This window comes from Aequorivita sp. IT1183, assembly GCF_058068265.1.
In genome coordinates this window covers 429,436-452,931 of record NZ_JBYRHS010000004.1, presented here as the reverse complement: position 1 = coordinate 452,931, position 23,496 = coordinate 429,436, and the positions used below count along the sequence as shown (strand labels likewise).

The following is a 23,496-nucleotide window of genomic DNA, read 5'->3' as shown; positions in this document are numbered from 1 at the left end:
TAAACAACTAAGTCGCAGGCTTATATTCTTTGCCTTCAATAACCATTTTCGAAATGATTTCTCGTAAAATTTCTGAAGTTCCACCGCCAATTGGCCCTAACCTACTATCGCGCATTAAACGCGCCAATGGATACTCTTCCATATAACCGTAACCACCTAAAAATTGCAGACATTCAGTCATAACCTCATCGGCAACTTTGGTAGAAATAAGTTTACTCATGGTTGCTTCCTTTACCACATATTCGCCATCATTCAAGCGTTTTGCGGTAACGTAATTAAATGTTTTACAAACTTCAATTTCGCTCGCAATCTGTGCAACGCGGTGACGCAAGGCCTGAAATTTTGAAATACTCTTTCCAAAAGCCGTGCGCTCTTTCATATATTGAATTGTATATTCTAAAGCAAACTCGCTACGCGCATGGGCATTAACCCCCATAATTAGCCTTTCTAAAGCGAAATGCTGCATTATATACGGAAAGCCAGCATTCTCATCGCCCATTAAATTTGTAAGCGGAATTTCAACATTATCGAAAGCTATTTCTGCTGTGTCGCTTGCACGCCAACCCAATTTGTCGAGTTTAGTTGCAGAAACGCCTTTTGTATCGCGGTCTACCACAAAAATGCTAATCCCTTTATTCCCCAATTCTGGTGAAGTCTTTGCAGCAACAATAAGATAGTCGCTATAAATTCCGTTGGTAATAAATGTTTTTGAACCGTTTAAAATATAGCTATCGCCTTTTTTTACAGCCGTCGTTCGCATACCAGAAACATCGCTTCCGCCAAATGGTTCGGTAATGCAAAGACAACCTATTTTTTCACCTGTTATACTTGGTGCTAAATATTTTTCTTTTTGTTCGTGATTTGCTTCTTTTTTAAGGTGCGTCATCGCCAAATAAGCGTGTGCCCACATCGCTGCAGCAAATCCGCCACTATTTACTTTCTGAAGTTCTTCTAAGAAAATTATGGTGTAAAAAAGATCTAAATCTAACCCTCCGTATTCTTCGGGCTGAAAAATCCCAAAGTAACCCATTTCTCCAAATTTCTCCCAAATAAAGCGCTCAATGTGCCCCGTTTTTTCCCACTTTTCAATATGTGGTACTACTTCCTTTTGTAGAAAATCTTGAAAACTTTTTCTGAAAAATTCGTGCTCCTCTGTAAAATACATCTTATTCATACTGGTCTAAAACTATTATTTATAAGCCTTTTGGCGATTTATAAAATTTACTCAACGGACAAATATAACTGAATTAGCTGTAACTTTCTTACCGTCATTCCTTCAATTTTTTCCAGTTCTTGAATGCTGTTTATTTTTTCGCGTAGTCGTCTGTATTCCCAGATTTTCTTTGCCATTTCAAATGAAACTCCGGGAATGGTGGAAATATCGGAAGCGGAGGCTGTATTTATATTTATTTGTGAAATTACTTTTGGAGATTTTACGGTGAAAAGATTAAGCGTTCGTTGCACAACGGCAGCATCCAATCCATAAACACTGTTTAGTTGAATATCATTAGAAAATCCACCCATTTTTTCCCGATAAGAAACGATACGTTTACTCAGCGCTGCCCCAATACCACTAACTTGTTGTAGCTCTTCTTCTGTCGCTTTATTGAGATCGCCTTTCTGCGCGAAAGTCTTTTCACTAAATCCCTTTTCACTTTTATAATCATTAAAATCGCGTTTGGGTTTTGGATTTGTAACCCAATCTGGGAATTTAAAATAGGGACTCAACTCATTTAACAAAGAATCTGAAACGCCAGTTATATTTTTAAAATCTGCGGCGGAATTAATCCATTTCCCTTCGCTTCGAAATTGAAGAAGCCTATCAATTTCTTCGTTAGACATGCCTAAAACGTAGCCTTTATAATCGGTAATAAAATTAGGGTTGAACGGATATCTTTTCGGTTTTCTATTTTCAATTTCAACTATACGAAGCGAATCCAATTCCTTTTGAAGCGAAACAATTTCAGCGGATGTAGCGTCGAAACTATCTTCTTCAGAAAAATCGACAAACCAATAAACGCACAGTATCGAAACGATGAGTAGTAACAAAAGCAAAATCCCACTCCGTTGCTGTTTGCTGAACGTGAAGTGGGATTTTAATTCCATATAAATTAGTTTTTACATATGCTTCTGCAAATCTTCCAAACCGTCGTCGATTGCATCATGTTTGGTTTTGATGGCTTTCATATAGCGGTTTAATTCTTTTCTAACAACTGGTGTTAATAGCACTACCCCGATAATATTCGGCACTACCATTGCAAAAATCATTGCATCAGAGAAGTTGATTACGGAACCAAGACTGATTACCGATCCAACCCATATAAAGATACAAAATAACAGTTTATAAATAAGTTCGGTAACTTTTCCTCTCCCGAAAAGGTAGATCCAACCTTGCATTCCGTAGTACGACCAAGAAATCATAGTTGAAAAAGCGAAGAGAATTACGGCTATTGTAAGTACAATTGAAAAGTGTGGAATAACACTATCAAAAGCAGTCGCAGTTAGCTCAACTCCTTCTTTCACTTCAACACCGTATTGGATAATATTGTTGTCGAAATTTGTAATTACAATTACCAAAGCAGTCATTGTACAGATTACTACGGTATCAATAAAAGGCTCCAAAAGAGCTACAATTCCTTCAGAAGCAGGATATTTTGTGCGCACTGCAGAGTGGGCAATGGCGGCAGAACCAACCCCCGCTTCGTTTGAAAATGCACCACGACGAATTCCTTGAATCATAACACCTACCAATCCACCAGCAATTCCAAGACCGGAGAATGCACCTTCAAAAATTAATGCGAACGCATCGCCAATGTGGTGATAGTTTACAACCAGAACCACAAGTGCGCCCAAGACATAAAGTCCCGCCATAAATGGTACAACTTTCTCAGTTACTTTCGCGATACGCTTAATACCACCAATAATTACCACGGCAACAACTATTGCCATTACAATTCCAAACCAGATTGCTGCACTGGTTCCCTGTAAATCAAAAAGTTGAACAAATTGGGCAGCCGCTTGGTTTGCTTGGAACATATTTCCACCACCAAAAGAACCCCCAATTACAAATATTGCGAAAACTACTGCAAGTACTTTACCTAAACCGGCCATTCCTTTTTGAGCCAAACCTTTTTTAAGATAATACATAGGGCCACCGTAAACTGTGCCATCCGGACCTACATCTCGATATTTAACACCCAAAGTACATTCGGCGAATTTTGAAGCCATACCCAGCAAACCCGCCACTATCATCCAGAAAGTTGCACCCGGCCCACCAATGGAAAGCGCCACAGCAACACCTGCAATATTTCCTAAACCTACCGTAGCAGAAAGTGCTGCAGTTAAAGCTTGAAAGTGCGAAACCTCGCCTTCGGCACTGTCATCGCGAATGGTTTCAATTAAGTTTTCTTGTTCATTGGCAGTTACATCTCCATAGAGTGTGTCTGCTCCGTGTTTTTCAATGTCTTCATATTTTCCACGTACCACTTTTATAGCAGTTCCAAAACCCGTGAAATTTATTAACTTAAAATAAATAGTGAAATAAGTAGCTCCACCAATCAATACAATTAAAACCCAGGGTATCTGAAAAGATTCAGAAAATGGTATTTCATAAAAAATAAGATCTACAAACCAGCCGGTATAATTAGCAAAAGCCTCGTCGATATACTGAGAGGCGGTGGTTTCTTGAGCAAAGGTGATAATAGGAAGTAAAAAAGCAATTAGCGAAATAAGATATTTCTTCATAGTTTATTTTTAAGATGAAACGCTTTTTGAAATAAAACGAAGCAAGATGCTTAAAAAAAACCACAATTTCAATAAAATGTAGGAAAATTTGTTAACGGTTTCTTAAACCCCGAATTCATTAATAACTCCTTCAGCTTGTTGAGAAATCTCTAAGTAATTATGGATACAACTTCTTCATAAAAATGTAGTACAACAGAATTTCAAAAATGAAATAACTAATTGCAACAAAAAAAAATCCCACTTCGTGTTTCTTAATGAACATGAAGTGGGATTATATTTTCAGAAATAAAATTTAAATTTCTCTCTCTTCTTTACTTTCTTTATGAATAGTAGCATCCATTTTATCTATTTTAATAGCATTTAAGTATTTTTTCAATTCCTTTTTCACTTTAGGCGATAGCAATACTAAACCAATAATATTCGGGAAAACCATAGCAAAAATCATAGCATCAGAAAAACCGATTACAGCTCCTAAACTTGAAGAGGCTCCAATAACTAAAAATATTAAAAACAAGACTTTGTAAGTTGTATCGGAAACTTTTCCTTTTCCAAAAAGAAACTTCCAAGATTGAAGTCCGTAATAAGACCAAGATATCATTGTAGAAATTGCAAAAAGAACAACAGCAATAGTAAGTACAATTGAAAAGTGTGGAATTGCAGAATCGAAAGCTACCGAGGTTAAATCAACTCCGTTAATTGGTTCGTTCGTTGCATTAAGCATTACATTACTCGACTCATCAAGATTACCGTATGTAAATAAATTGTGCTTGGCATTTGTAATTACAATCACGATAGCTGTCATTGTACAAATAATAACGGTATCCACAAAAGGTCCAAGTAAAGCAGTTAATCCTTCACTAGCTGGATATCGGGTTTTTACTGCAGAGTGTGCAATGGCAGCAGAACCTACACCAGCTTCATTAGAAAATGCTGCACGTTGAAACCCTACTATTAATACTCCCATTACACCACCAAAAGCAGCATTAGGATTTATTGCTCCTTGCCAAATTTGTGTCGCAGCATAAGGAATCATATCATAATTTATTCCTAGAATTATCATTCCGGCACCTACATAAATTATAGCCATAAAAGGAACAACCTTTTCGGTAACAGAACCAATTCTTTTAATTCCACCAATAATTACAAGACCCACAATAACAGCCATAACCAGACCTACATAGAGTCCTGCATTTGGGCCATCCCAATCCATTAATTGCGTTAACTGTGCGGCTGCTTGATTAGATTGAAACATATTTCCACCTCCAAAGGATCCTCCTATACACATAACGGCAAAAAATACGGCCAAGACTTTTCCGAATCCAGCCATACCCATTTCTTTTAGACCACTTGAAAGGTAATACATCGGTCCACCGTAAGTTTTTCCATCGCCATCTACTTCTCTATATTTTACTCCTAAAGTACATTCCACAAACTTTGACGCCATTCCTAATAATCCAGCTACAATCATCCATATTGTTGCTCCTGGACCACCAATGGCGATTGCAACAGCAACACCAGCAATGTTTCCTAATCCCACCGTGGCGGACAAGGAAGCTGTTAGTGCCTGAAAGTGTGAAACTTCTCCTGGAACATCGCCCGTTAATTGAACGGTATCGTGAATTTCACCGTCTTTTACTACAATTTCTTTATCTGCTGGAACGTGATGATCTAGTTTATCATACTTTCCTGAGGCTGTTTTTATACAAATTTTGATGTATCTAAAATTGACTCCATTAAAGTATAGCGTAAAAAAGAGTGCTCCCAACAGTAATATAATAATTACAATTGGCATATCCTTTCCCGCTATTGTTACGGGATAGAAAATTAAATCTACGATTGGTGTTGTATATTTAGCGAAAAGGCCGTCGATTTTTTCACCGAAACTTTTTTGCTCTTGGGCGAATGTGATAAATGGTAAGAAAAATACAATTAGCGAAAGAAGAAATTTCTTCATAATGGATTTTTAAGATTTGTTTTAGAAATGTAAAAAAAGCAAGATGCCTAAATTTTATTACAATTTCAATGAATCCACTATAAATTTGTTAACGAATCGTTAAACTCCGTATTCTTTTTTAAGGCTTTCTATCTGATCAGGACGCCCTATCAGTATTAATTTTGAGTTTTTCTGAAGAACCAAAGACGGTTCTGGATTTACAATATATTCTCCCGTAGGAGAACGATACCCAATAATAGAACAACCTGTTTTTTTACGAACATCCAAATCTTTAATGGCTTGCTCCCTGCCTTGCGGGCACATTTTTTCAAAAGGTATTTGTTCTACATTAATGCTATCCTGCTCTCCGGCAACGGTTAAATTGTCTAAAAACTCTACAAGATCTGGCACAACGACCAAAGAGGCCATGTGATCGCCCCCTATTTTGTCTGGCATAATTACATTATCTGCGCCGCCAAGTTTCAGTTTTTTATAGCTAGTCTCTTCGCTGGCGCGACTTATTATTTTAAGGTTTTTATTCATTTGCCGCGCTGAAAGCACGATAAACAAATTGTCTGCATCATTAGGAGTAGCGCATATTAAAGTGGAAGCTCTTTCTATTCCAGCTTTTATTAAAATTTCATCTTCTATTGCATTACCTAAAACGAAGAGATATCCATCGCTTGAAAAACGATCTATTATTTCTTCATCCTTTTCAATAATAACGAAGGGACGATTATAGGCTGACAGCTTCTGGGCTGCTTGTTTTCCGTTTCTTCCATAACCGCAAACGATGATGTGATTATGCATGGAGTCCAATTTTTTCTGCACTTTTTTCTGTCTTAAAATACCTATGTTTTTACTTAAAATATATTCTGTTATAACCGAAATAGCATAACCAACGATAAAGATACTCGAAATGATTAGAAGCGAAACAAAAATTTTTTCACTGGGACTCAGCGGCATTACTTCGCCATAACCCACCGTAGTTACAGTAATAACCGTCATATAAAATGCATCGATCCAACTGTAATCTGAAAAATAATGAAAGCCAATTACACCCGTCATAAATACTACAATTAAGAGTATTATGGCGACTGTTATTTTAGAACTGAAGAATTGCTTCATAAATCAAAAACCGAGGTTCGTTTGGTATTCACCAAATCTTTCAACCTTAAAACGAAGGCTAAAGTAAGATAGATTGCAAAGCCTGCGCCCAAAGTGGCAAAGGAAACATATATAAAAAAAAGACGCACACTTTTAGCGCGCATACCTAACCTATCTGCCAAACGAGTAGATACGTAGAATCCACGTTTTTCAAGGTAATGCCGTAATGAATAAACCGCTTGCAACATACCTGCAAATTACGCTTTTTCACGATAAACTTGTAAACTGTAATGAAGAAAAAAAATCAGTTTTCAATCTTTGCATCTGTACTCCCTTTATCTTGGGAGCCAAGAAAAACATTTCCAATAGCACATTGCAAACATTTGTTTTTATCGCAATATTCATTTTTTAGTTGAAGCAGCGCTTGGCTTTGCCATGCTTTAATTGCAATGTTTTGTAGTGAGTTGTATTTATTTACAACGGTGTTTTTTTCGGAAGAAATTTCAGAAGCCAGTTGCATTATTTCGTCGGAAGCGTCCTTGCCGTGTTGTATTGCATAGCAGAACTTCAACGGAATAATGGTATTGATTATTAATAAATCGACAAAACTTTTGGTAATCCGCTTTTTACGTCCTAAAGAACCAATGCCAAAATTGTAATGAGTATCCCAATATTCGCTGCCAGATACATTAAAAAGCGAATAAAAATCTTTTAAATTATTGGTGTCAATTACCTGAGAAAACAAGTTTTCCCGCTCAGAATAAAGCGTTGCAAATTGTGCTAAACGTACGGTGGGAAAGTTTGGAGGCCGCAACCTAAAAAATTTGGGAGCAATGACAGTTTCATTTTCCAACCCAAATTTATGTTTTAAATATTTGTAGGTTGTTTTAAGTGTTTTAAAATACCAATCTTCGGTTTCACCTTCCAGCAAACCTGCTTGACCAATGAGCAATGCTTCAAGATCTTGCCGTTCTTGGCTACATTTTTTTATCACAGAAAAATCTATAGACTTCGCTATGCTGAAAAAGGAGTCGCTATTTACCTTTAACCCAAAATTTTTACACAGCATTCTAAAAAGCAAAGATTCCCAGTGATTCTGAGTGTCTTTCAATTCTTTTAAAAGCAACTCTTCCTTTTTTTGAAGCCTTTCAAAATAAAGTCGTTCCAACCAATTCTGAAAAGTAAAAGAATCCACAGACGCAAATTCGTTTTCACAATTAATCCACTTTTTTTCTCCTGAAAATAATTTTTGGTATTGTACAAGTGAAGTTTTCGGAATGTGTTTTTGTACTACAAAAGTAGGAATGACGCTCCCGTCTTTTCTATAAATTTCGGCGTCATGTTCCCAAACAACGTGCAGTATTACATTGTCATAAGCAGCATCAGTTTCGTGGCCGTGCGCGTACCAGTCTGAAGATTTTATGTGTATTTCAATATTGCCTGCCCAAAGTTGCCCGTCTAGCTCTATCTGGGCATTGAAAAAATCAGGACCCGAATTTAAGTTGTGGCTCCCTGGTTTTTTTATGTGGAGATTTTCATCATTCGAAGTGTAAAAACTGCTCACATCAAATTTCTGAAATTTCCACACATAGTGCAGAAAATCTTCTTTCATTTGAATAATATTTAAGTGAGGAGCTCTAGAAAGTAAAGGTAGGTAAAAATGTTAGGCCTCAGCCTCCTCCTTTTGCTTTTTATTGCGCGTATCAGCTTGTTTTTCAACTTTTTCTGTGATAGTATCCACATACAGAATGCGGTTCCACTTGTATAATCTTCGTGAAAGTAAAACATATCTGAAAATGCCAATTGCTAAAAAAATTACACAAACAACCAATGCAACATAGCCCAACCATTGTATTCTTTCAAAATCTTTTAATTGTAAAATACCGATGCCGCCCAAAAGGAGATAGAGTGAAGAACGTATGTAGGAAAGCAGCGTGCGTTCATTTGCCAATTTGGTTCGCTCCAACGCCAGAATTTCATTGGTATTGGCAGGAACAGGCCTGGTGCGCAGAAAGCGGAATAATTTTTTAGCTTCATTTTTCATAGAAGTCTAAAATTACGAATTATTTTGATGAAAGTTTAACCACGAATTCACGAATTATAATTTTTACTTTATTCGCGAATTCGTGGTGGTAAACTTAAAGCGCGCGTATAATATCGTGCTTTGTAATTATATTGAATTTCCCTTCTCCTAAATCTACCAAGACAGCGTTGTTGTCTTTATGTATTAATTTTGAAACTTCTTCAATAGTTGTGGTTTTCTTCACTATTGGGAAGGGTTTGTGCATCACTTCTCTAATTGGAAGATCTGCCACATTTTTGTTTTCAAGATATTTTCTAAGTAAATCAGTTTCATCCACAGCGCCCACAAAACCTGTTGTGTCTTCCACTGGAATTTGGCTGATGTTGTATTTTTTCATGCGCTCAATGGCGTGACCAACTAATTCTTCGGTTCTTACCGTAATCAAAGGTTTGTCTGCGTGCTCCTGTATTAAATCGGAAGCATTTTTAGCTTCGTCTTCTACAAAACCGCGTTCGCGCATCCACTCGTCGTTGTACATTTTACCCACATATCTACTTCCGTGATCGTGGAAAAGAATGACTACCACATCATCTTTCGTGAAATGGTCTTTTAGTTGGAGTAAGCCTTTTATTGCTGCTCCAGCAGAATTCCCCAAAAAGAAGCCTTCCATTTTAGCGAGCTTTTGGGTGTAGATTGCAGCGTCTTTATCGGTTACTTTCGTAAAACCATCAATTACACTAAAATCTACATTCTTCGGAAGAATATCTTCACCAATTCCTTCGGTTATGTATGGGTAAATTTCGTTTTCATCAAAAATCCCAGTTTCGTGATATTTTTTGAAAACACTTCCGTAGGTATCAATTCCCCAAACTTTTACATTTGGGTTTTGTTCCTTTAAGTATTTACCAACACCGCTAATAGTTCCGCCAGTTCCAACGCCTACAACAAAATGTGTTACTTTTCCATCGGTCTGTTTCCAGATTTCTGGGCCAGTGCTTTCGTAATGTGCTTTTGCATTGCTAGGGTTATCGTACTGATTTACGTACCAACTATTTGGAGTTTCTTCAGCAAGTCTTTTTGAAGTAGAATAATAACTACGCGGATCTTCGGGCGCAACGTTTGTAGGACAGACAACTACTTTGCTCCCTACAGCCTTTAAAATATCAATCTTTTCTTTACTTTGTTTGTCGCTGATTACGCAAATCATTTTGTAACCTTTAATAATGGCAACCAAAGCTAAGCCCATCCCAGTATTTCCAGATGTGCCTTCAATGATTGTTCCGCCCGGTTTTAAACTGCCATTGGCTTCTGCATCTTCAATCATTTTTACCGCCATTCGGTCTTTTACCGAGTTGCCGGGATTAAAAGTTTCGTATTTGGCAAGCACCAAAGCGGGAATGTCTCCAATTATTTTATTGATTTTCACCATTGGCGTGTTGCCGATGGTTCCTAATATATTTTCTGCGTATTCCATAATAAATTTTAGAATGGCAAAGGTACAAAAGAGAATTAGGATAGATTGCTTCGTTCCTTGCAATGTTATTCAAAACGAATCGCCTTCACCGGAGAAATCTTCGCAATAATAAATGAAGGAATTAAAAGCATTATAAGACACAGTAGAAAAGTGCCCGCATTCAATATTAAAATGTAATCCCAATTTAAATAAATAGGAGCTTCATTTACATAATAGGTGTCTGGATTTAGTTTGAAAACTTTGCCGTATTTCTGAACCAAAAGCAGTCCAATGCCAATCACATTTCCCCAAAAAAGACCGACGCCAATTAAATACATCGCATTGTAAAGAAATACTTTGCGCACGCTCCAATCGCTACTTCCCAAAGCTTTTAGAATCCCGATCATTTGGGTGCGCTCCAAAATTAAGACCAAAAGCGCAGTAATCATATTAATCCCCGCAACCAAAATCATAATCCCAATAATCATTATAATGTTGAAGTCGAAAAGATCCAGCCATTCAAAAATGGAGGCGTATTTTTGGCGGATGGTTTGGGTGTCTAGCGTGCTGCTGGTTTCGTTGTAAACGTCGTTACCGATTGGTATAATCTGATCAAAATCGTTTACAAAAACTTCAAAAGCACCAATCTGATCGTCTTCCCATTTGTTTAATCGCTGAACGTGGCGAATGTCTGTAATTATAAATTGCTCGTCAAATTGTTGAAAACCGCTATTGTAAATACCCACAATATTAAAACCACGACTGCGTGGTGTTTTAGAAACCTCGTCGTTTAAAAAGAAAGTGGTTATTCTATCGCCAAGTTTTAAGTTTAGCCTGTTCACCAAATATTCCGAAATCAAAATATCGCCGTTCAAATCACCTTTAAAATCAGGGATTTTTCCTTCAATTAAATAGTCTTCAAAATATTCCCAAGAATAATCGTCACCTACGCCTTTTACAACCACGCCTTCAAAATCGGTTTCTGTGCGGATTACGCCACCTTTAGAAGCGGTAATCTGTACGTGTTTTATGCCTTCAATGTTTTTGAACGTTGGATAAAAATCTTGGTTTTTTGAAATTGGGTTTTGGGAATCGTTGGAAAAATTGGTGTCGAAATTCGTAATAATAATATCACCATTGAAAGCAGAAACCTTTTCGCGTATCTTTTTTTGAAGTCCGACGCCAGTTGCTATTGAGATTAGCATCATAATAATACCGAGCGCGATTGCAGTGATTGCAATTTTTATTATCGGTGCCGAAATACTACTTTTATAGTCCTTGGAAGCAATGATGCGCCGGGCGATGAAAAATTCGAAATTCACTGAAGTTTTATGGCTTTAACTTTTTTCAAAAATACAGTTTTATTGGTTGTTTTGACCATTTTTTCCTGCGGAAGTTCGGTGGAGAAAAAAGAACAAAGAGAAAAGAACAAAGACAAAAATCAGGACCAGAAAACAAGACTCATTACTCAAGACGACACTTCGACTTCGCTCAGTGACCAAGAAATTATTGTTGGTGCAGAGAAATTTTATCTTTATGCTGAACTTTTGAAAGGTAAAAATGTTGGCGTTGTTGCCAATCAAACTTCAATTGTATATCAAGAATCTAACCGACCCGATATTTACCCTGAACGAAATACACCAATTACAAATGTGCATTTGGTAGATTTTCTAATTTCGAAAAAAGTTTCCGTAAAAAAAGTTTTTGCCCCAGAACACGGTTTCCGTGGCACTGCCGATGCGGGGGAACATGTAAAAGATGGCATTGATTCAAAAACGGGCGTTCCCTTAATTTCACTTTACGGAAGCAACAAAAAACCGTCGCAGGAACAATTAAAAGGAATTGATGTTGTGGTTTTCGATATTCAAGATGTTGGCGCACGGTTTTACACTTATATTTCTACGCTGCATTATGTTATGGAAGCTTGCGCAGAGTTGGGAATTCCTGTGATAGTTTTAGACCGTCCGAACCCGAACGGGCACTTTATTGACGGACCAATTTTAGAAAAAGAGCATCAAAGTTTTGTGGGAATGCACCCAGTGCCTATCGTTCATGGAATGACTATTGGCGAATACGCCGCTATGATAAATGGTGAAGGGTGGTTAGATAATTTAGGAAGCGATTGGTCTAAAAAAAGAACGTATTGCGACCTTACCATTATAAAAATGAAAAACTACACGCACCAAAAACCATATTCCTTACCCATAAAACCGTCACCAAATTTGCCGAACGATCAATCCATAAACCTCTACCCTAGCCTCTGTTTTTTTGAAGGTACATTTATAAATGCTGGTCGTGGCACGGATATGCAATTTCAAGTTTTTGGGGCACCGAGTCTGCCTGCTTCAAAATATACTTTTGCATATACACCGCAATCCAACGATGGCGCGAAAGACCCAAAATTTAAAGGCCAACTTTGCCACGGAAAAGATCTTCGGAAGGAACCGCGATTGAGTAAAATTAATTTGGAATGGTTGATTGACGCATTCAACGCCAACGGGAAAAAGAAAGATTTTTTCAATTCGTTTTTCGTGAAATTAGCTGGAACAAAAACATTGCAGCAACAGATTGAACAAGGATTATCTGCGGAAGAAATTCGGGATTCTTGGAAGGAAGGACTTGTAGATTTTGAGAAGGTACGGAGCAAGTATTTGCTTTACCCTTGAATAAGTAGCAGAGGCAGTTGCAGTTGGCAGTCTGAGTGAATACTGCGCAATGCAACTGCCTACTGCTACTTTTTTTCACTGATACTTACTTAAAAGTCGTTTCATTTCCTCCACAATATTAAATGCCGCCGGACAAATAGCAACATTCTGCATCGTTAAGTTTGAAATCTGCTGAAACTTTTTTCGATCTGTATGTGGGAATTCGCGGCAAGCTTTCGGGCGCACATCGTAAATACTACAATAATTATCGGCTCCCAAAAAAGTGCAGGGAACACTTTTTAAAACATAATCTTTGTCTTCATCAACCCGTAGATAGGCTTCAATAAACTGCTGCGGTTTCATCCTAAAATGTTTTGAAATACGCTCTACATCTTTATCTGTAAAAAGCGGCCCCGTGGTTTTGCAGCAATTGGCGCAGGTAAGGCAATCGGTTCTTTTAAACTCTTCCTCGTGCAATTCCTGCATTAAAGTGTCCAAATGTTTGGGCGGCTTTTTCTTCAGCTTTGCGAAAAACTTTTTGTTTTCAGGCTCAGCTTCCTTTGCTTTCTTCGGAAGTTGTTTCAGAATATTTTCCATTATAATCCTTCTTTACGACTTAACGGCTTGGCGTGCAAAAATTTCTCGCAAAGGCGCAAAGACGCAAAGTCTTATTATTTCGCTTTGTAAACCAAATCGCCATTAATGAAAGTGGCAATTACTTTTGTATTCGGAAGTTCTTTTTCGTCAACCTTCATAATATCTCTATCGAGCACAGTGAAATCTGCAAATTTCCCTACTTCTATACTTCCTTTTTCATCTTCTTCAAAATTGGCAAATGCAGCCCAAATGGTCATTCCGCGTAAGGCTTCTTCGCGCGTTAAAGCATTATTCATTTGAAAACCATTTTCTGGATAGTTTTTCAAATCTTTTCGCGCCACAGCTGCAAAAAAAGTGTACATCGGGTTAACGTGCTCAACTGGAAAATCTGTTCCCAAAGCAATACTTCCAGCTTTTTCCAACAATTCTTTATAAGCATAAGCACCTTTCATTCGCTCTGCTCCTATTCTATCTTCAGCCCAATACATATCGCTGGTGCCGTGAGTAGGCTGTACGGAAGGAAGTATATTGTTTTTGTCATCAAAATAATTGAAATCCTGTGGCGAAATAATCTGCGCATGCTCTACGCGCCAACGTCTATCTGTTTTACCTTCCAACGCTTTTTTGTAAGCTCGTAGAACCGCAATATTTGCAGAATCGCCAATTGCGTGGGTATTCATTTGGAAATCTGACGCTGCAATTTTCTCGGCTAAATAATTCAAACTATCGGCTGTGGTAATCATAGCTCCAAAATGTCCGGGCATATCGCTGTACGGCTCGCGCATTGCGGCACCTCGCGAACCTAATGCGCCATCAGAATAAACTTTAAAAGAACGTACATTCAGCCTATCGGTTTTATAAACTCCTTTGTTTAAATAATAGTCACGATTTTCCCGACTATGACTAATCATAGCATACATTCTGAGTTTGAACTTTCCTTCTTTTTGAAGCGCATCTATTAATTCAATAATATTTCTATCTAAACCAGCATCATCAACAGTTGTTAGGCCGTATTGAAGACTGATTTTTTCAGCTTCCAAAAGCGCTTCTGTTGAAACTTCACTTGTAATTTCGGGAAAAGTTTTTCTAATCAAAGCCATCGGGGCATCGATGATTATTCCGCTGGGTTCGCCATTTTCTAAAACCACTTCGCCTCCAGCTACCTTTGTTTTTTTAGTTATTCCCGCAAGTTCCAATGCTTTTGAATTCACCAAATAAGCATGCCCATCTACACGTTGCAGCGCAACAGGAGTATTTGGAAATAAGGAATCCAATTCTTTTTTAGATGGAAAATTTTTATCGTCCCAATCATTTTGATCCCACCCGCGACCAATAATATAAGACACATCTTTTTCTTGTTGAAAAGCCACTACTCGCCCTAAAACTTCTTTATAACTGGCAGTGCCAATTAAATCTACGTTAAGCAAACCAAGTCCGAGTCCGTACAAATGTGCGTGTGCATCAATCAAACCGGGAACCACTGTGTTACCTTTGGCATCGTAGGTTTCCTTTATATTATATTTCAACTCAAGTTCGGGTTTTAGTCCTATTTCGAGGATTTTTCCGTCTTTTACAACCAAAGCGTTTGCCGTGCTGAAATCTTTGTCAACCGTATAAATAGTGGCATTTTTTATAAGTAAATCTGCAGCTATTTTATCGGGGGCGCAGGAAAAAAGTGAAACTGCGAATAATAGGGAAAGTAGTTTTTTCATCAATGGTAATATTTAAGGTGTAAAAATAAAAAAACATCCGCCACAGACGGATGTTTTATGAAATTATAATTTATTGGGTTTTTACCAGTCAAACTTATAGGTAGCCCCTGCCAAACCTTGAATTCCCTGCACAGGATAATTCATCCATTTTTCGTAATTATCGCCAAATAGATTACTTCCTTTTACAAAAACAGAGAGCCTATCGGTAAATCTATACCCAAAATTCACATTGGCGTCTACGTAACCATCCAGCGTTACTTCCTCAGCGAATGAACTGTTGAAAGGACTGTTATTATAAATTAAATCTTTTCTTTCGCCAACATAAAACAATGAAGCCCCACCGTATAATTTTTCAGTAATGTTGAAATTTGAAAATATTGAAGCCTTTAAATCTGGCAAGTTCCAAGCTTCAGTTTGCAAATCTGTGCTATAACTGTAATAATTTGCATTAATTCCTAAGGAGAATTTATCTGAAATTTCCACTTTCAATTCCCCGAAAAAAGCCAAGGTATTTATGTCGTCATAAACTACGTTGAAAGAATTTCTGTATTCATAACCTTCTAAATTCGGATTCGGATTTAGATTATTCATTGCATTGGCTTGAAAAAGCGCTCTGTTTTCATCTTTTCCGTAGGAAGCTCTTACGTTATAACCAACGGAATTGGACAATTTTCCTTTAATTCCTCCAAAACCTTCATAGAGATTTTTGGTTGGAAGAATATATAAAGTAGGCGATACAAAAGGATTTTCTTCCTTGAAATTATAATACGTATTTTGCTGAAGTCCGCCTTCGGCACCTCCGTATAAAATTACCATTTCGTCCATTAATCGGTACGATAGATTAAGTTTTGGATACAGTGAAAATTCAGAATCGCTATTCTCAGAATCTACACTTATAAATCCTGCAACACCCAACGAAACGGTTAAATCATCATTTACAAATACAATTGACGGAGCTATTCCAGCATTTAAATAACTGTATTTAATATCGGAATTGTTTGCATAATTTCTATCAAAACTTCCGCTTAAATAGTCAACATCGCCATCAATTTTTAAAGTCAAACTTTCTAAAGGAAACGAAAACTCGGGTTTAAATGTGGCGTTAAATTCCGAAGAAGAAAAAGCATCGCTCAAATAGCGAATATTTGCAGTCCCTTTTTCGAAAAACGAATCATCAATTGCAATACTACCGCCAACATAACCACTTATATAAGTTTGTTGCGGATCAATATCCACATTTGGGTTTTGTGCAAAAATAACATCCGGCACCCCGTACCAATTATATAGCTGATGCTCCACACCCGCGTCAAGCCTATAAGTTGCTTCTCGCTGGCGACTTGTATAATTTGCGTCAAGACTTGTATCGTAATATTTATTATCCAACTTTACGTCTTTAATATCGCCCTGTGACGAATTGTGACGAAAGAAAAACCCAGCATTATCCGTTCTGCTTATTTCGAAATTGCTATACAATTCACCTAAAATAGATGTGTAATTTCCGAAGCCAAGCGTGGCGTAATTATCGTACAATTTTATTGCTTTTGCCTTTTCTACAGTAGTTGCTTTTCCTTTTGCAGGCGTAAAAGTTGAAGCTACTGGCACAGAGAAAATACTGTATTTCACAGCTTTTTTTGTTGTGGAAATAGAATCGTTCAACGATGGCGTTTCCTTCACTTTAAAAGCGTCAGAAATTGAGGGAGTGTATGGTTTAACAATGTTCACCACTTCAGGGTCCAGTTCTTTTTCTTGTGAAAAAGCCGAAAAATGAAATAGAAATAAGGCTGGAATTGAAAATAAAACTATTTGTTTTATGGACATATTTTCAAATTTTTATAGATTTTTTTTATAGTTTGCTCTGCGTTCTTTGCGCCTCTGCGGTGGAATAATTACCGCAAAAACGCAGAGGAAGTTGAGATTAGTTTCCGGTTTCTACCGATGAATTAGTTTTTGCTTCTGCGTTTTTAATTATCGCTAGTTCCGCTTTTGCTTCTGCGACCACCTCTGGGAAATAGGTGAAATTTTTAGTTACACTTTCCAAAATATACGAAGCTTGGTATGCATCTTTTAAAGCGTAAAAATTCTTCGCCATTAGCACCAAACCTTTAGCACCGTATAATTTGTAACCAGAATAATCCTTCGCCAATTTCTGTACTGAAGCATTTGAAGCTTCATACTTTCCTTCCTTATTTTTGAAATAGGCATCAAAATAAAGCGATTCCGCAGCAAGTTGGCCGGTTGCAATTTTTTGCACTTCGGCGTAGGCGGTTTTAGCTTTGGATTCGTTATTGGTTTTCATTGCAGAACGGGCAATAATTACCTGCGCATCACTTTTTATTGAATTGTCAATTTTAGAATTCTGAAGTACTTTTTCGGCATAGTTTACAGCTTCACCATATCTTTTCAATTCATACGAAGCTTTCATACTATTGGTCTGTGCAAAAATAATGTTCTGCGGAAAATCTGCTTCGGCCTCTAAACGCGTTAAGTATTTTAATGCGTTCTGATAATCCTTTTTGCCTAAATACAATTCTGAAACACGAGCTAAAGCTTGCTCGGTAAATTCGCTTCTTTCGCGTTTAACTACAGTTTCAAAATGTGGGATGGCTTGATCACTTTTTCCGTCAGCGAAATAAATCTGACCTAAATAGAAGTGCGCATTTAAGGCGTGTTGTCCATTCGGGAATTGTCTTAAATAATCTTCAAAACGGCTCTGCGCTTGTTTTTGATTGTTTTCTAAATATGGCTGCTCTGCTGCGGAATAAGCTGCATCATCGAGTTCCGTATCGCCCATTTGCACGTAATCTAAAGTTTTTACCCAACGTGCATATTCGTCAACATTTCCTTGATCTATATAAATAAGTTTAGCTGAAGAAACGGCCTGCAAAGCTTCTGCCGTTGACGGGAAATCTTTCGCAACTCGTTTAAAAATAGCTAACGCCTCATTACTTTTTCCTGTATTTTCATAAATCAATGCTTTTTTCAGCAATGCTTTTGAAACAAAACTGCTGTTTGGAATATCGCGAACCAATTGGTCGTAGCTCGAGATTGCTTCATTATTTCTATTTTTTGCAACGTATGTATTTCCCAATTCATACAAAGCATCATCGCGGTAAACAGAATTTGGATATTTTTTTATGAATGCAATTAATTCTTCAATTTTGGTGTCGCTTCTATCCACAAAACCATAACTAATGGCTTTTTGAAATTGCGCATAATCGTTGTCGCCGCCCATTTCCATAGCGGTATTGTAGTTTTCCATTGCTGGCCAATACTGGCTAGTAACAAAATAACTATCGCCCAAACGCAAATACGCGTCCTTTTTACGCACTTTTTCTGCGGAAGAAGAATTCACATAACTTTTAAAATTGGTTATGGCGTCCGTGTAATTTTTCTGTTTAAATTGATTGTAAGCTAAGTTGTACTTCAAATTTTTATTTTCTGAAGTATTTTGTGCACCAGGCATCTGCGCAAACTTTTTATAACCAGCCAACGATTTGTCGAAATTTGAAAGCTGAAAATCACTTTCTGCTTTCCAATATGTAGCGCGAGCAGTAAAATTAGCGTCTTGAGGTTCCTTTAAACTTTTATCGAAAAAAGTAATTGCTAGGTTGTAATCTGCTTCATTATAAAGTTCAATCCCGCGATAAAAAGCAACTTTCTGATACGCCGTTTTATCTGCGAAATTTTTGTTGTTTTCTAACAAATCCAACGCTTCCTTATAATTTTTTGAAGTGATGTAACTATCAATCAACAATTTTTTAAGTTCGTCGTTATTGGCATTATTCGGATATTTTTCAATAAACGAAAGCAAAACCTGAGGCGTGCTTTTGTAGCTGTTACCAATTTCGTAACTCAACTTTGCATAGTTTAAAAATGCGTCCTCTTGAATTTCGAGACTGAAATCCATTTCCGAAGCATTTTTAAAAGCGTTTAAAGCTTCCTGTTTTTTATCTAATTTTAAATAGCTTTCCGCCAAATGGTAATAGGCGTTTTGGGCAACGGCATTCTTTCCGTCTACAATTTTATTGAACTCGCCAATTGCACTTTCAAAATCCCCTTCTTTATAATAAGCGTACCCCAATAGATAATAATCTGTGTTATTCCATTTGCCGCGAGTGCCTTTGTAATCTTTCAAATACGGAATTGCTGCTGAATATTGACTGAGATTAAAATAGCTTTCGCCAATAATTTTTGAAAGCTGACTTTGTTCCTGCGGATTGCTTTTGCTGTACTGCTCCTTCCCCATATCAATAGCTTTTTGGAAGTTACCGAGTTTAAAATTCATATCGGCTTGGTAATAACTAAGATCTTCGGAATAGCGCTCTTCGCCTTTTACTTCTTCGAAATTTTTGTTCGCTTCTTCATAATCATCGCCTTCGTAAGCAATAAAACCTAAATAATATTTTGCTTGTGAACCGTATTTCTGAGAATTTGAAACCTTATTAAAATAGCTTTTAGCGTCGTCGTATCTTTTCGCTTTAAAGTAAGCGTAGCCGTTGTTAAAATTGAAACGTTCCTGCTCGCTTCGGCTTAAACTACTGGCATCAACTTTATCGTACCATTTTTGAGCGTGCGAATATTTTCCGTTTTCAAAATAAAAATTCGCCACATCTATATATGCCGAATTTCGTTTTAAACTCGTCGGGTATTTTTCTACAAAACTTTCCATCAGTTTGTCAGCATTTTGCTGATTCAACCGCACGGCAGCATTGGCGATGTAATAAGCGCAATCGCTTTCCACAGTTTCATCGTTGCTACTGCTTTTTATTTTGTCGAAAAGACTTTGGGCAGCTAAATATTGACCATTATTATAAAGTTCTAGCGCCTGATTAAAGTCCGCTAGGTCGTTTGTATAGGCCGCAGTTTGCTGCGAAAAAGATGAAAATGAAAGGAATAGAAAAAGCGATAAGACAAGGAAATTCTTAACCATTTGTTACAGTTTTTTTGTGGTGTAAAGGTATTTAACTTTAAAGGTAGCTTTATACGATACTGTAATTTTTTAAGGTTTTATTAACGAATGATTTTTCGGTGAATTTCTCGGTATCATAACGGCACAATTAGCAATAAATTACATTTCAAATTTATATAGGAATATTATTTATTTTTAATAATTAAATTTTTTTTTCAATGATTTGAAAATCAATTGATGATGAAAAAATTCAAAGGAAAATATAGAATTGAATCCATTCGTGCACAATGGTGGGATTACGGATGGAACGGCGCCTATTTTATAACAATTTGCACCAAAAATAGAAATCATTTTTTTGGCGAAATAAACAATGGGAAGAGGGTAATTTCACCGTTAGGGATTATTGTGGATATGTTATGGCTCGAAATTACAAATCATTCAACCCACATTTCATTGGGTGAATTTGTTGTTATGCCCAACCATATCCACGGTATTTTATTGATTGATAAACCTGATGACGATGATGCTGCAGAGGCAAGGCATGCCTTGCCTCTACGGGGCACAACGGGCAAAAATCGATTCCAAAATCAGGGGAAAAATACCATTTCATCAATCGTGGGTTCCTATAAATCGGCGGTCACGCGACATGCCAATCGTTTACAAATAGAAAATGGTTGGCAGGCAGGGTTTTATGATGTTATTATTCGGAACCATGGGCAATATAACCGTATTGAAAATTATATTAAAAAAAATCCACAAAATTGGAAAGAGGATAAATTCCATAATTAATACCCTAACTGAAAAATCAAAAATGTCCTAATCCATAAATATCACCTATTTTTATAAAAATTTAATTGTCATGAAAAGAATCATAACTACAGTCTTTATAATAACTGTCCTGCTATTTTGTTTTTCCGCAACGGCCCAGCGTAACCCATTTAATAACCTTACCGAAAAAGACGGAAAAATTGGTATCGGAACCAATTTTCCCGACGAACTTTTAACCGTAAAAGGAAAAATACACACGCAGGAAGTTTTGGTAGATTTGAATGGTGTATTAGCACCCGATTTTGTTTTTGAAAGCTATTTCAATGGTTTTTCGGAAGCCATGCCTGAATACAACTTAATTTCGTTGGAAGAATTGGAAGTATTTTTAAAAGAAAACAATCATTTACCAAATATACCTTCCGCCGAAGAAATGCAACAGCAAGGAATTTCGTTAAAAGAAATGAATCTCCTTTTACTTCAAAAAATTGAAGAATTGACGCTTTATACACTTCAGCAGCAAAAGGAAATTGACGCGCTGAAAAAATTCGTTCAAACTTCAAATAAATGATTTTAAAAAAAACGTGGGAATGGGCTAAAAACCATCCCTATACTTTTCTTTTCGTTTTTGGAGTATTGGCGCGGGTTTTAGTGTACGTACTTTATAATGGGCACATAAGTATTTTTAATGATTCTGGCGGTTATATAACCATCGCCGAAATGATTAAAAACTGTGATTTCACCAACTATAATGGCACGCGTACTCCTGGATATCCGTTCTTAATATTTTTAGCAAATCTCTCTGTACCAATTACCGCCTTTTATCAAAACATACTGGGGATACTGACTTCTTTTATGCTTTTTTATATTTTTTATAAGAATAGCAGAAACATAAATTTTTCACTTTTTGTTGGACTTATTCCTTCTGTTTTTATGCATCTTCTTTTTTACGAACGTGCAATTCTTACAGAATACCTCACCCTGTTTAGTTTGGTGTTTTGCGTTTGGGTTTTGTTTAAAACTGGTTTTTTCGCGCAGCGGCTAAGTTACCTCAATATTTTACTGATAGGTTTAGCGGCAACATTGGCACTTATTGTGCGACCTATGTTTGTAATTCTTCCACCGTTTATTGCCTTTTATTATTTGGTTTTAAACTTCCGAAGAGGAATATTTCACAATGCTATTAGTGTAATTCTTTTATGTCTTCCAGCTTTCCTTTTTTATATATCCTGGAGTTCTTTCAACGAAAAACATACCGGATACAAAGCCATTACAGCATACTCAGGGATAACTATAGCCCAAACAACTGTGTTCTTTGCCGAAAATGCAGATGCTAAATACGCCGATCTTAGAGATTTACACGTTCGGAAAAGAGATTCACTGATTATTATTGGCAAAGATCCTGCAATGGCTATTTGGCATGTTTTTGCAGAATTGGAAAGAAAAGACTCTATTTCAGTGGCAGATTTTTCTCAGCTACTTAAACCAATGAACGACGATTTATTAAAAAATAATAAGCTAGCATACATAAAAAGAGTCTCATTATCTTGGATAGACTTTTGGGGAACAGGCATAATGTGGGATTACGATTCATTCTCAATCAAAGAAATTAAGTGGGTTTTAGCAGGATTTTGGCTGTTTATAATGACGCCAATCATTATTTTACTGAAAATACTTTTTTTAATAATATGTGCATTTCATTTTTATGAAAGAATACGTAATAGAAAATGGCTATTTACTTTTGAATTCTTCTGTGTTTTACTAATTTTGGGGGCATCGCTCGGTCAAGCTTTGGTTGTCTTTGGAGGTAACTCCCGCTTTTCAATGCCATTTTTCCCATTAATACTTATAGTTGTAGTTCAATTTTACCTAAACAATAAAAAATATGTCCCAGACAGTTTTAGAATTAAAAAACGCAGCCATTTATCAAACTGATAACTTGGTGCTCTCCGACGTTAGCGTGCGGGTTGATAAAGGTGAATTTGTTTACCTAATCGGGAAAACAGGAACTGGGAAAAGTAGTTTTATGAAAACCCTCTATGGCGATTTGCCGCTTCGAGAAGGCGAAGGAAATATTGTGGGTTATGATCTTGCAACCTTAAAAGAAAAAGACATCCCGTTTTTACGTAGAAAATTAGGCGTAGTCTTTCAGGATTTTAAATTACTGAATGATCGCACCGTTCACAACAACTTACTTTTTGTACTTACTGCAACTGGCTGGAAAGATAAGCCCGCAATGGAAAGTAAAATTAACGACGTTTTGTCTAAGGTAGATATGAAAACAAAAGCGTTTAAATATCCCTACCAACTTTCGGGTGGCGAACAACAACGCGTGGCAATTGCTCGAGCACTTTTAAATGACCCAGAATTGATTCTTGCAGATGAGCCAACTGGTAACCTCGATCCGCAAACAAGTGTAGAAGTAATGGAGGTTTTGCGCGAAATAAATAAAAATGGAAACACTATTTTAATGGCAACGCACGATTACGCTTTACTATTGAAATATCCTTCCAAAACATTAAAATGCGACGAAAACCAAATTTTTGAAGTAGTTCAAAAAACAGTTTAGCTCTTTAATTGAAAAAAGTCGTGAGCCAAAAAGTCCAAT

Annotated in this window: 19 protein-coding genes; 5 read left to right on the top strand and 14 right to left on the bottom strand. The window is 36.9% G+C overall.

Annotated elements, in window-relative coordinates; all coding sequences use genetic code 11:
- Positions 1–7: 7 nt before the first annotated feature.
- The 10 genes from AC3RVF_RS10375 to AC3RVF_RS10330 all read right to left on the bottom strand — a co-directional run bounded on the left by AC3RVF_RS10375 (position 8) and on the right by AC3RVF_RS10330 (position 11,582).
- Positions 8–1,174, bottom strand: coding sequence for an acyl-CoA dehydrogenase family protein (locus tag AC3RVF_RS10375; protein ID WP_489693333.1), 1,167 nt, complete (start codon positions 1,172–1,174; stop codon positions 8–10).
- 47 nt (positions 1,175–1,221) lie between these two features.
- On the bottom strand, positions 1,222–2,106 hold the full coding sequence (locus tag AC3RVF_RS10370) for a ComEA family DNA-binding protein (RefSeq protein WP_489691573.1): 885 nt from the start codon (positions 2,104–2,106) through the stop codon (positions 1,222–1,224).
- A gap of 12 nt (positions 2,107–2,118) precedes the next feature.
- Positions 2,119–3,744: an alanine/glycine:cation symporter family protein gene (locus tag AC3RVF_RS10365; protein WP_489691572.1), complete on the bottom strand. Its 1,626-nt coding sequence runs from the start codon at positions 3,742–3,744 to the stop codon at positions 2,119–2,121.
- A 292-nt stretch (positions 3,745–4,036) separates the two neighbouring features.
- Entirely contained in the window at positions 4,037–5,698 is a 1,662-nt protein-coding gene (locus tag AC3RVF_RS10360; RefSeq protein WP_489691571.1) for an alanine/glycine:cation symporter family protein, read from the bottom strand.
- Between the two features lie 99 nt (positions 5,699–5,797).
- A complete protein-coding gene (locus AC3RVF_RS10355; RefSeq protein WP_489691570.1) occupies positions 5,798–6,805 on the bottom strand; it encodes a potassium channel family protein in 1,008 nt (335 codons plus the stop codon).
- Complete coding sequence (locus tag AC3RVF_RS10350) at positions 6,802–7,032, bottom strand: PspC domain-containing protein (RefSeq protein ID WP_489691569.1); 231 nt, start codon at positions 7,030–7,032, stop codon at positions 6,802–6,804. Before AC3RVF_RS10350 ends, AC3RVF_RS10355 begins: the two co-directional genes overlap by 4 nt.
- Before the next feature lie 56 nt (positions 7,033–7,088).
- Positions 7,089–8,396, bottom strand: a complete 1,308-nt coding sequence (locus AC3RVF_RS10345; RefSeq protein WP_489691568.1) for a DUF2851 family protein — start codon at positions 8,394–8,396, stop codon at positions 7,089–7,091.
- A gap of 51 nt (positions 8,397–8,447) precedes the next feature.
- Complete coding sequence (locus AC3RVF_RS10340; protein WP_489691567.1) at positions 8,448–8,828, bottom strand: DUF202 domain-containing protein; 381 nt, start codon at positions 8,826–8,828, stop codon at positions 8,448–8,450.
- Positions 8,829–8,922: 94 nt separating this feature from the next.
- Entirely contained in the window at positions 8,923–10,281 is a 1,359-nt protein-coding gene (locus tag AC3RVF_RS10335; protein WP_489691566.1) for a pyridoxal-phosphate dependent enzyme, read from the bottom strand.
- A gap of 65 nt (positions 10,282–10,346) precedes the next feature.
- Complete coding sequence (locus AC3RVF_RS10330; protein WP_489691565.1) at positions 10,347–11,582, bottom strand: ABC transporter permease; 1,236 nt, start codon at positions 11,580–11,582, stop codon at positions 10,347–10,349.
- A gap of 9 nt (positions 11,583–11,591) precedes the next feature.
- On the opposite strand from AC3RVF_RS10330, the gene AC3RVF_RS10325 reads away from it, so the two are divergent.
- Complete coding sequence (locus AC3RVF_RS10325) at positions 11,592–12,926, top strand: exo-beta-N-acetylmuramidase NamZ family protein (RefSeq protein ID WP_489691564.1); 1,335 nt, start codon at positions 11,592–11,594, stop codon at positions 12,924–12,926.
- A 75-nt stretch (positions 12,927–13,001) separates the two neighbouring features.
- Here AC3RVF_RS10325 and AC3RVF_RS10320 read toward each other — a convergent pair whose 3' ends face one another.
- The 4 genes from AC3RVF_RS10320 to AC3RVF_RS10305 all read right to left on the bottom strand — a co-directional run bounded on the left by AC3RVF_RS10320 (position 13,002) and on the right by AC3RVF_RS10305 (position 20,144).
- Positions 13,002–13,502, bottom strand: coding sequence for a YkgJ family cysteine cluster protein (locus AC3RVF_RS10320; protein WP_489691563.1), 501 nt, complete (start codon positions 13,500–13,502; stop codon positions 13,002–13,004).
- Positions 13,503–13,576: 74 nt separating this feature from the next.
- A complete protein-coding gene (locus tag AC3RVF_RS10315) occupies positions 13,577–15,214 on the bottom strand; it encodes an amidohydrolase (protein ID WP_489691562.1) in 1,638 nt (545 codons plus the stop codon).
- Between the two features lie 81 nt (positions 15,215–15,295).
- A complete protein-coding gene (locus tag AC3RVF_RS10310) occupies positions 15,296–17,032 on the bottom strand; it encodes a porin family protein (protein ID WP_489691561.1) in 1,737 nt (578 codons plus the stop codon).
- Positions 17,033–17,129: 97 nt separating this feature from the next.
- Complete coding sequence (locus tag AC3RVF_RS10305) at positions 17,130–20,144, bottom strand: tetratricopeptide repeat protein (protein ID WP_489693332.1); 3,015 nt, start codon at positions 20,142–20,144, stop codon at positions 17,130–17,132.
- Positions 20,145–20,360: 216 nt separating this feature from the next.
- On the opposite strand from AC3RVF_RS10305, the gene AC3RVF_RS10300 reads away from it, so the two are divergent.
- The 4 genes from AC3RVF_RS10300 to AC3RVF_RS10285 all read left to right on the top strand — a co-directional run bounded on the left by AC3RVF_RS10300 (position 20,361) and on the right by AC3RVF_RS10285 (position 23,457).
- The gene (locus AC3RVF_RS10300; protein ID WP_489693331.1) at positions 20,361–20,912 is read left to right on the top strand and encodes a transposase; all 552 of its coding nucleotides are present in this window, start codon (positions 20,361–20,363) and stop codon (positions 20,910–20,912) included.
- 70 nt (positions 20,913–20,982) lie between these two features.
- The gene (locus AC3RVF_RS10295; protein ID WP_489691558.1) at positions 20,983–21,459 is read left to right on the top strand and encodes a hypothetical protein; all 477 of its coding nucleotides are present in this window, start codon (positions 20,983–20,985) and stop codon (positions 21,457–21,459) included.
- Positions 21,456–22,823 (top strand): hypothetical protein, encoded by a 1,368-nt coding sequence (locus AC3RVF_RS10290; RefSeq protein WP_489693330.1) that lies wholly within the window; start codon positions 21,456–21,458, stop codon positions 22,821–22,823. Before AC3RVF_RS10295 ends, AC3RVF_RS10290 begins: the two co-directional genes overlap by 4 nt.
- Positions 22,774–23,457: a cell division ATP-binding protein FtsE gene (locus AC3RVF_RS10285; RefSeq protein ID WP_489691556.1), complete on the top strand. Its 684-nt coding sequence runs from the start codon at positions 22,774–22,776 to the stop codon at positions 23,455–23,457. Before AC3RVF_RS10290 ends, AC3RVF_RS10285 begins: the two co-directional genes overlap by 50 nt.
- The last annotated feature ends 39 nt before the right edge of the window (positions 23,458–23,496 follow it).

Coding starts and splice junctions, on each gene's coding strand:
- AC3RVF_RS10375 (WP_489693333.1), bottom strand. CDS start 1,174: ATGAATAAGATGTATTTTACAGAGGAGCACGAATTTTTCAGAAAAAGT.
- AC3RVF_RS10370 (WP_489691573.1), bottom strand. CDS start 2,106: ATGGAATTAAAATCCCACTTCACGTTCAGCAAACAGCAACGGAGTGGG.
- AC3RVF_RS10365 (WP_489691572.1), bottom strand. CDS start 3,744: ATGAAGAAATATCTTATTTCGCTAATTGCTTTTTTACTTCCTATTATC.
- AC3RVF_RS10360 (WP_489691571.1), bottom strand. CDS start 5,698: ATGAAGAAATTTCTTCTTTCGCTAATTGTATTTTTCTTACCATTTATC.
- AC3RVF_RS10355 (WP_489691570.1), bottom strand. CDS start 6,805: ATGAAGCAATTCTTCAGTTCTAAAATAACAGTCGCCATAATACTCTTA.
- AC3RVF_RS10350 (WP_489691569.1), bottom strand. CDS start 7,032: ATGTTGCAAGCGGTTTATTCATTACGGCATTACCTTGAAAAACGTGGA.
- AC3RVF_RS10345 (WP_489691568.1), bottom strand. CDS start 8,396: ATGAAAGAAGATTTTCTGCACTATGTGTGGAAATTTCAGAAATTTGAT.
- AC3RVF_RS10340 (WP_489691567.1), bottom strand. CDS start 8,828: ATGAAAAATGAAGCTAAAAAATTATTCCGCTTTCTGCGCACCAGGCCT.
- AC3RVF_RS10335 (WP_489691566.1), bottom strand. CDS start 10,281: ATGGAATACGCAGAAAATATATTAGGAACCATCGGCAACACGCCAATG.
- AC3RVF_RS10325 (WP_489691564.1), top strand. CDS start 11,592: ATGGCTTTAACTTTTTTCAAAAATACAGTTTTATTGGTTGTTTTGACC.
- AC3RVF_RS10320 (WP_489691563.1), bottom strand. CDS start 13,502: ATGGAAAATATTCTGAAACAACTTCCGAAGAAAGCAAAGGAAGCTGAG.
- AC3RVF_RS10315 (WP_489691562.1), bottom strand. CDS start 15,214: ATGAAAAAACTACTTTCCCTATTATTCGCAGTTTCACTTTTTTCCTGC.
- AC3RVF_RS10310 (WP_489691561.1), bottom strand. CDS start 17,032: ATGTCCATAAAACAAATAGTTTTATTTTCAATTCCAGCCTTATTTCTA.
- AC3RVF_RS10305 (WP_489693332.1), bottom strand. CDS start 20,144: ATGGTTAAGAATTTCCTTGTCTTATCGCTTTTTCTATTCCTTTCATTT.
- AC3RVF_RS10300 (WP_489693331.1), top strand. CDS start 20,361: ATGATGAAAAAATTCAAAGGAAAATATAGAATTGAATCCATTCGTGCA.
- AC3RVF_RS10295 (WP_489691558.1), top strand. CDS start 20,983: ATGAAAAGAATCATAACTACAGTCTTTATAATAACTGTCCTGCTATTT.
- AC3RVF_RS10290 (WP_489693330.1), top strand. CDS start 21,456: ATGATTTTAAAAAAAACGTGGGAATGGGCTAAAAACCATCCCTATACT.
- AC3RVF_RS10285 (WP_489691556.1), top strand. CDS start 22,774: ATGTCCCAGACAGTTTTAGAATTAAAAAACGCAGCCATTTATCAAACT.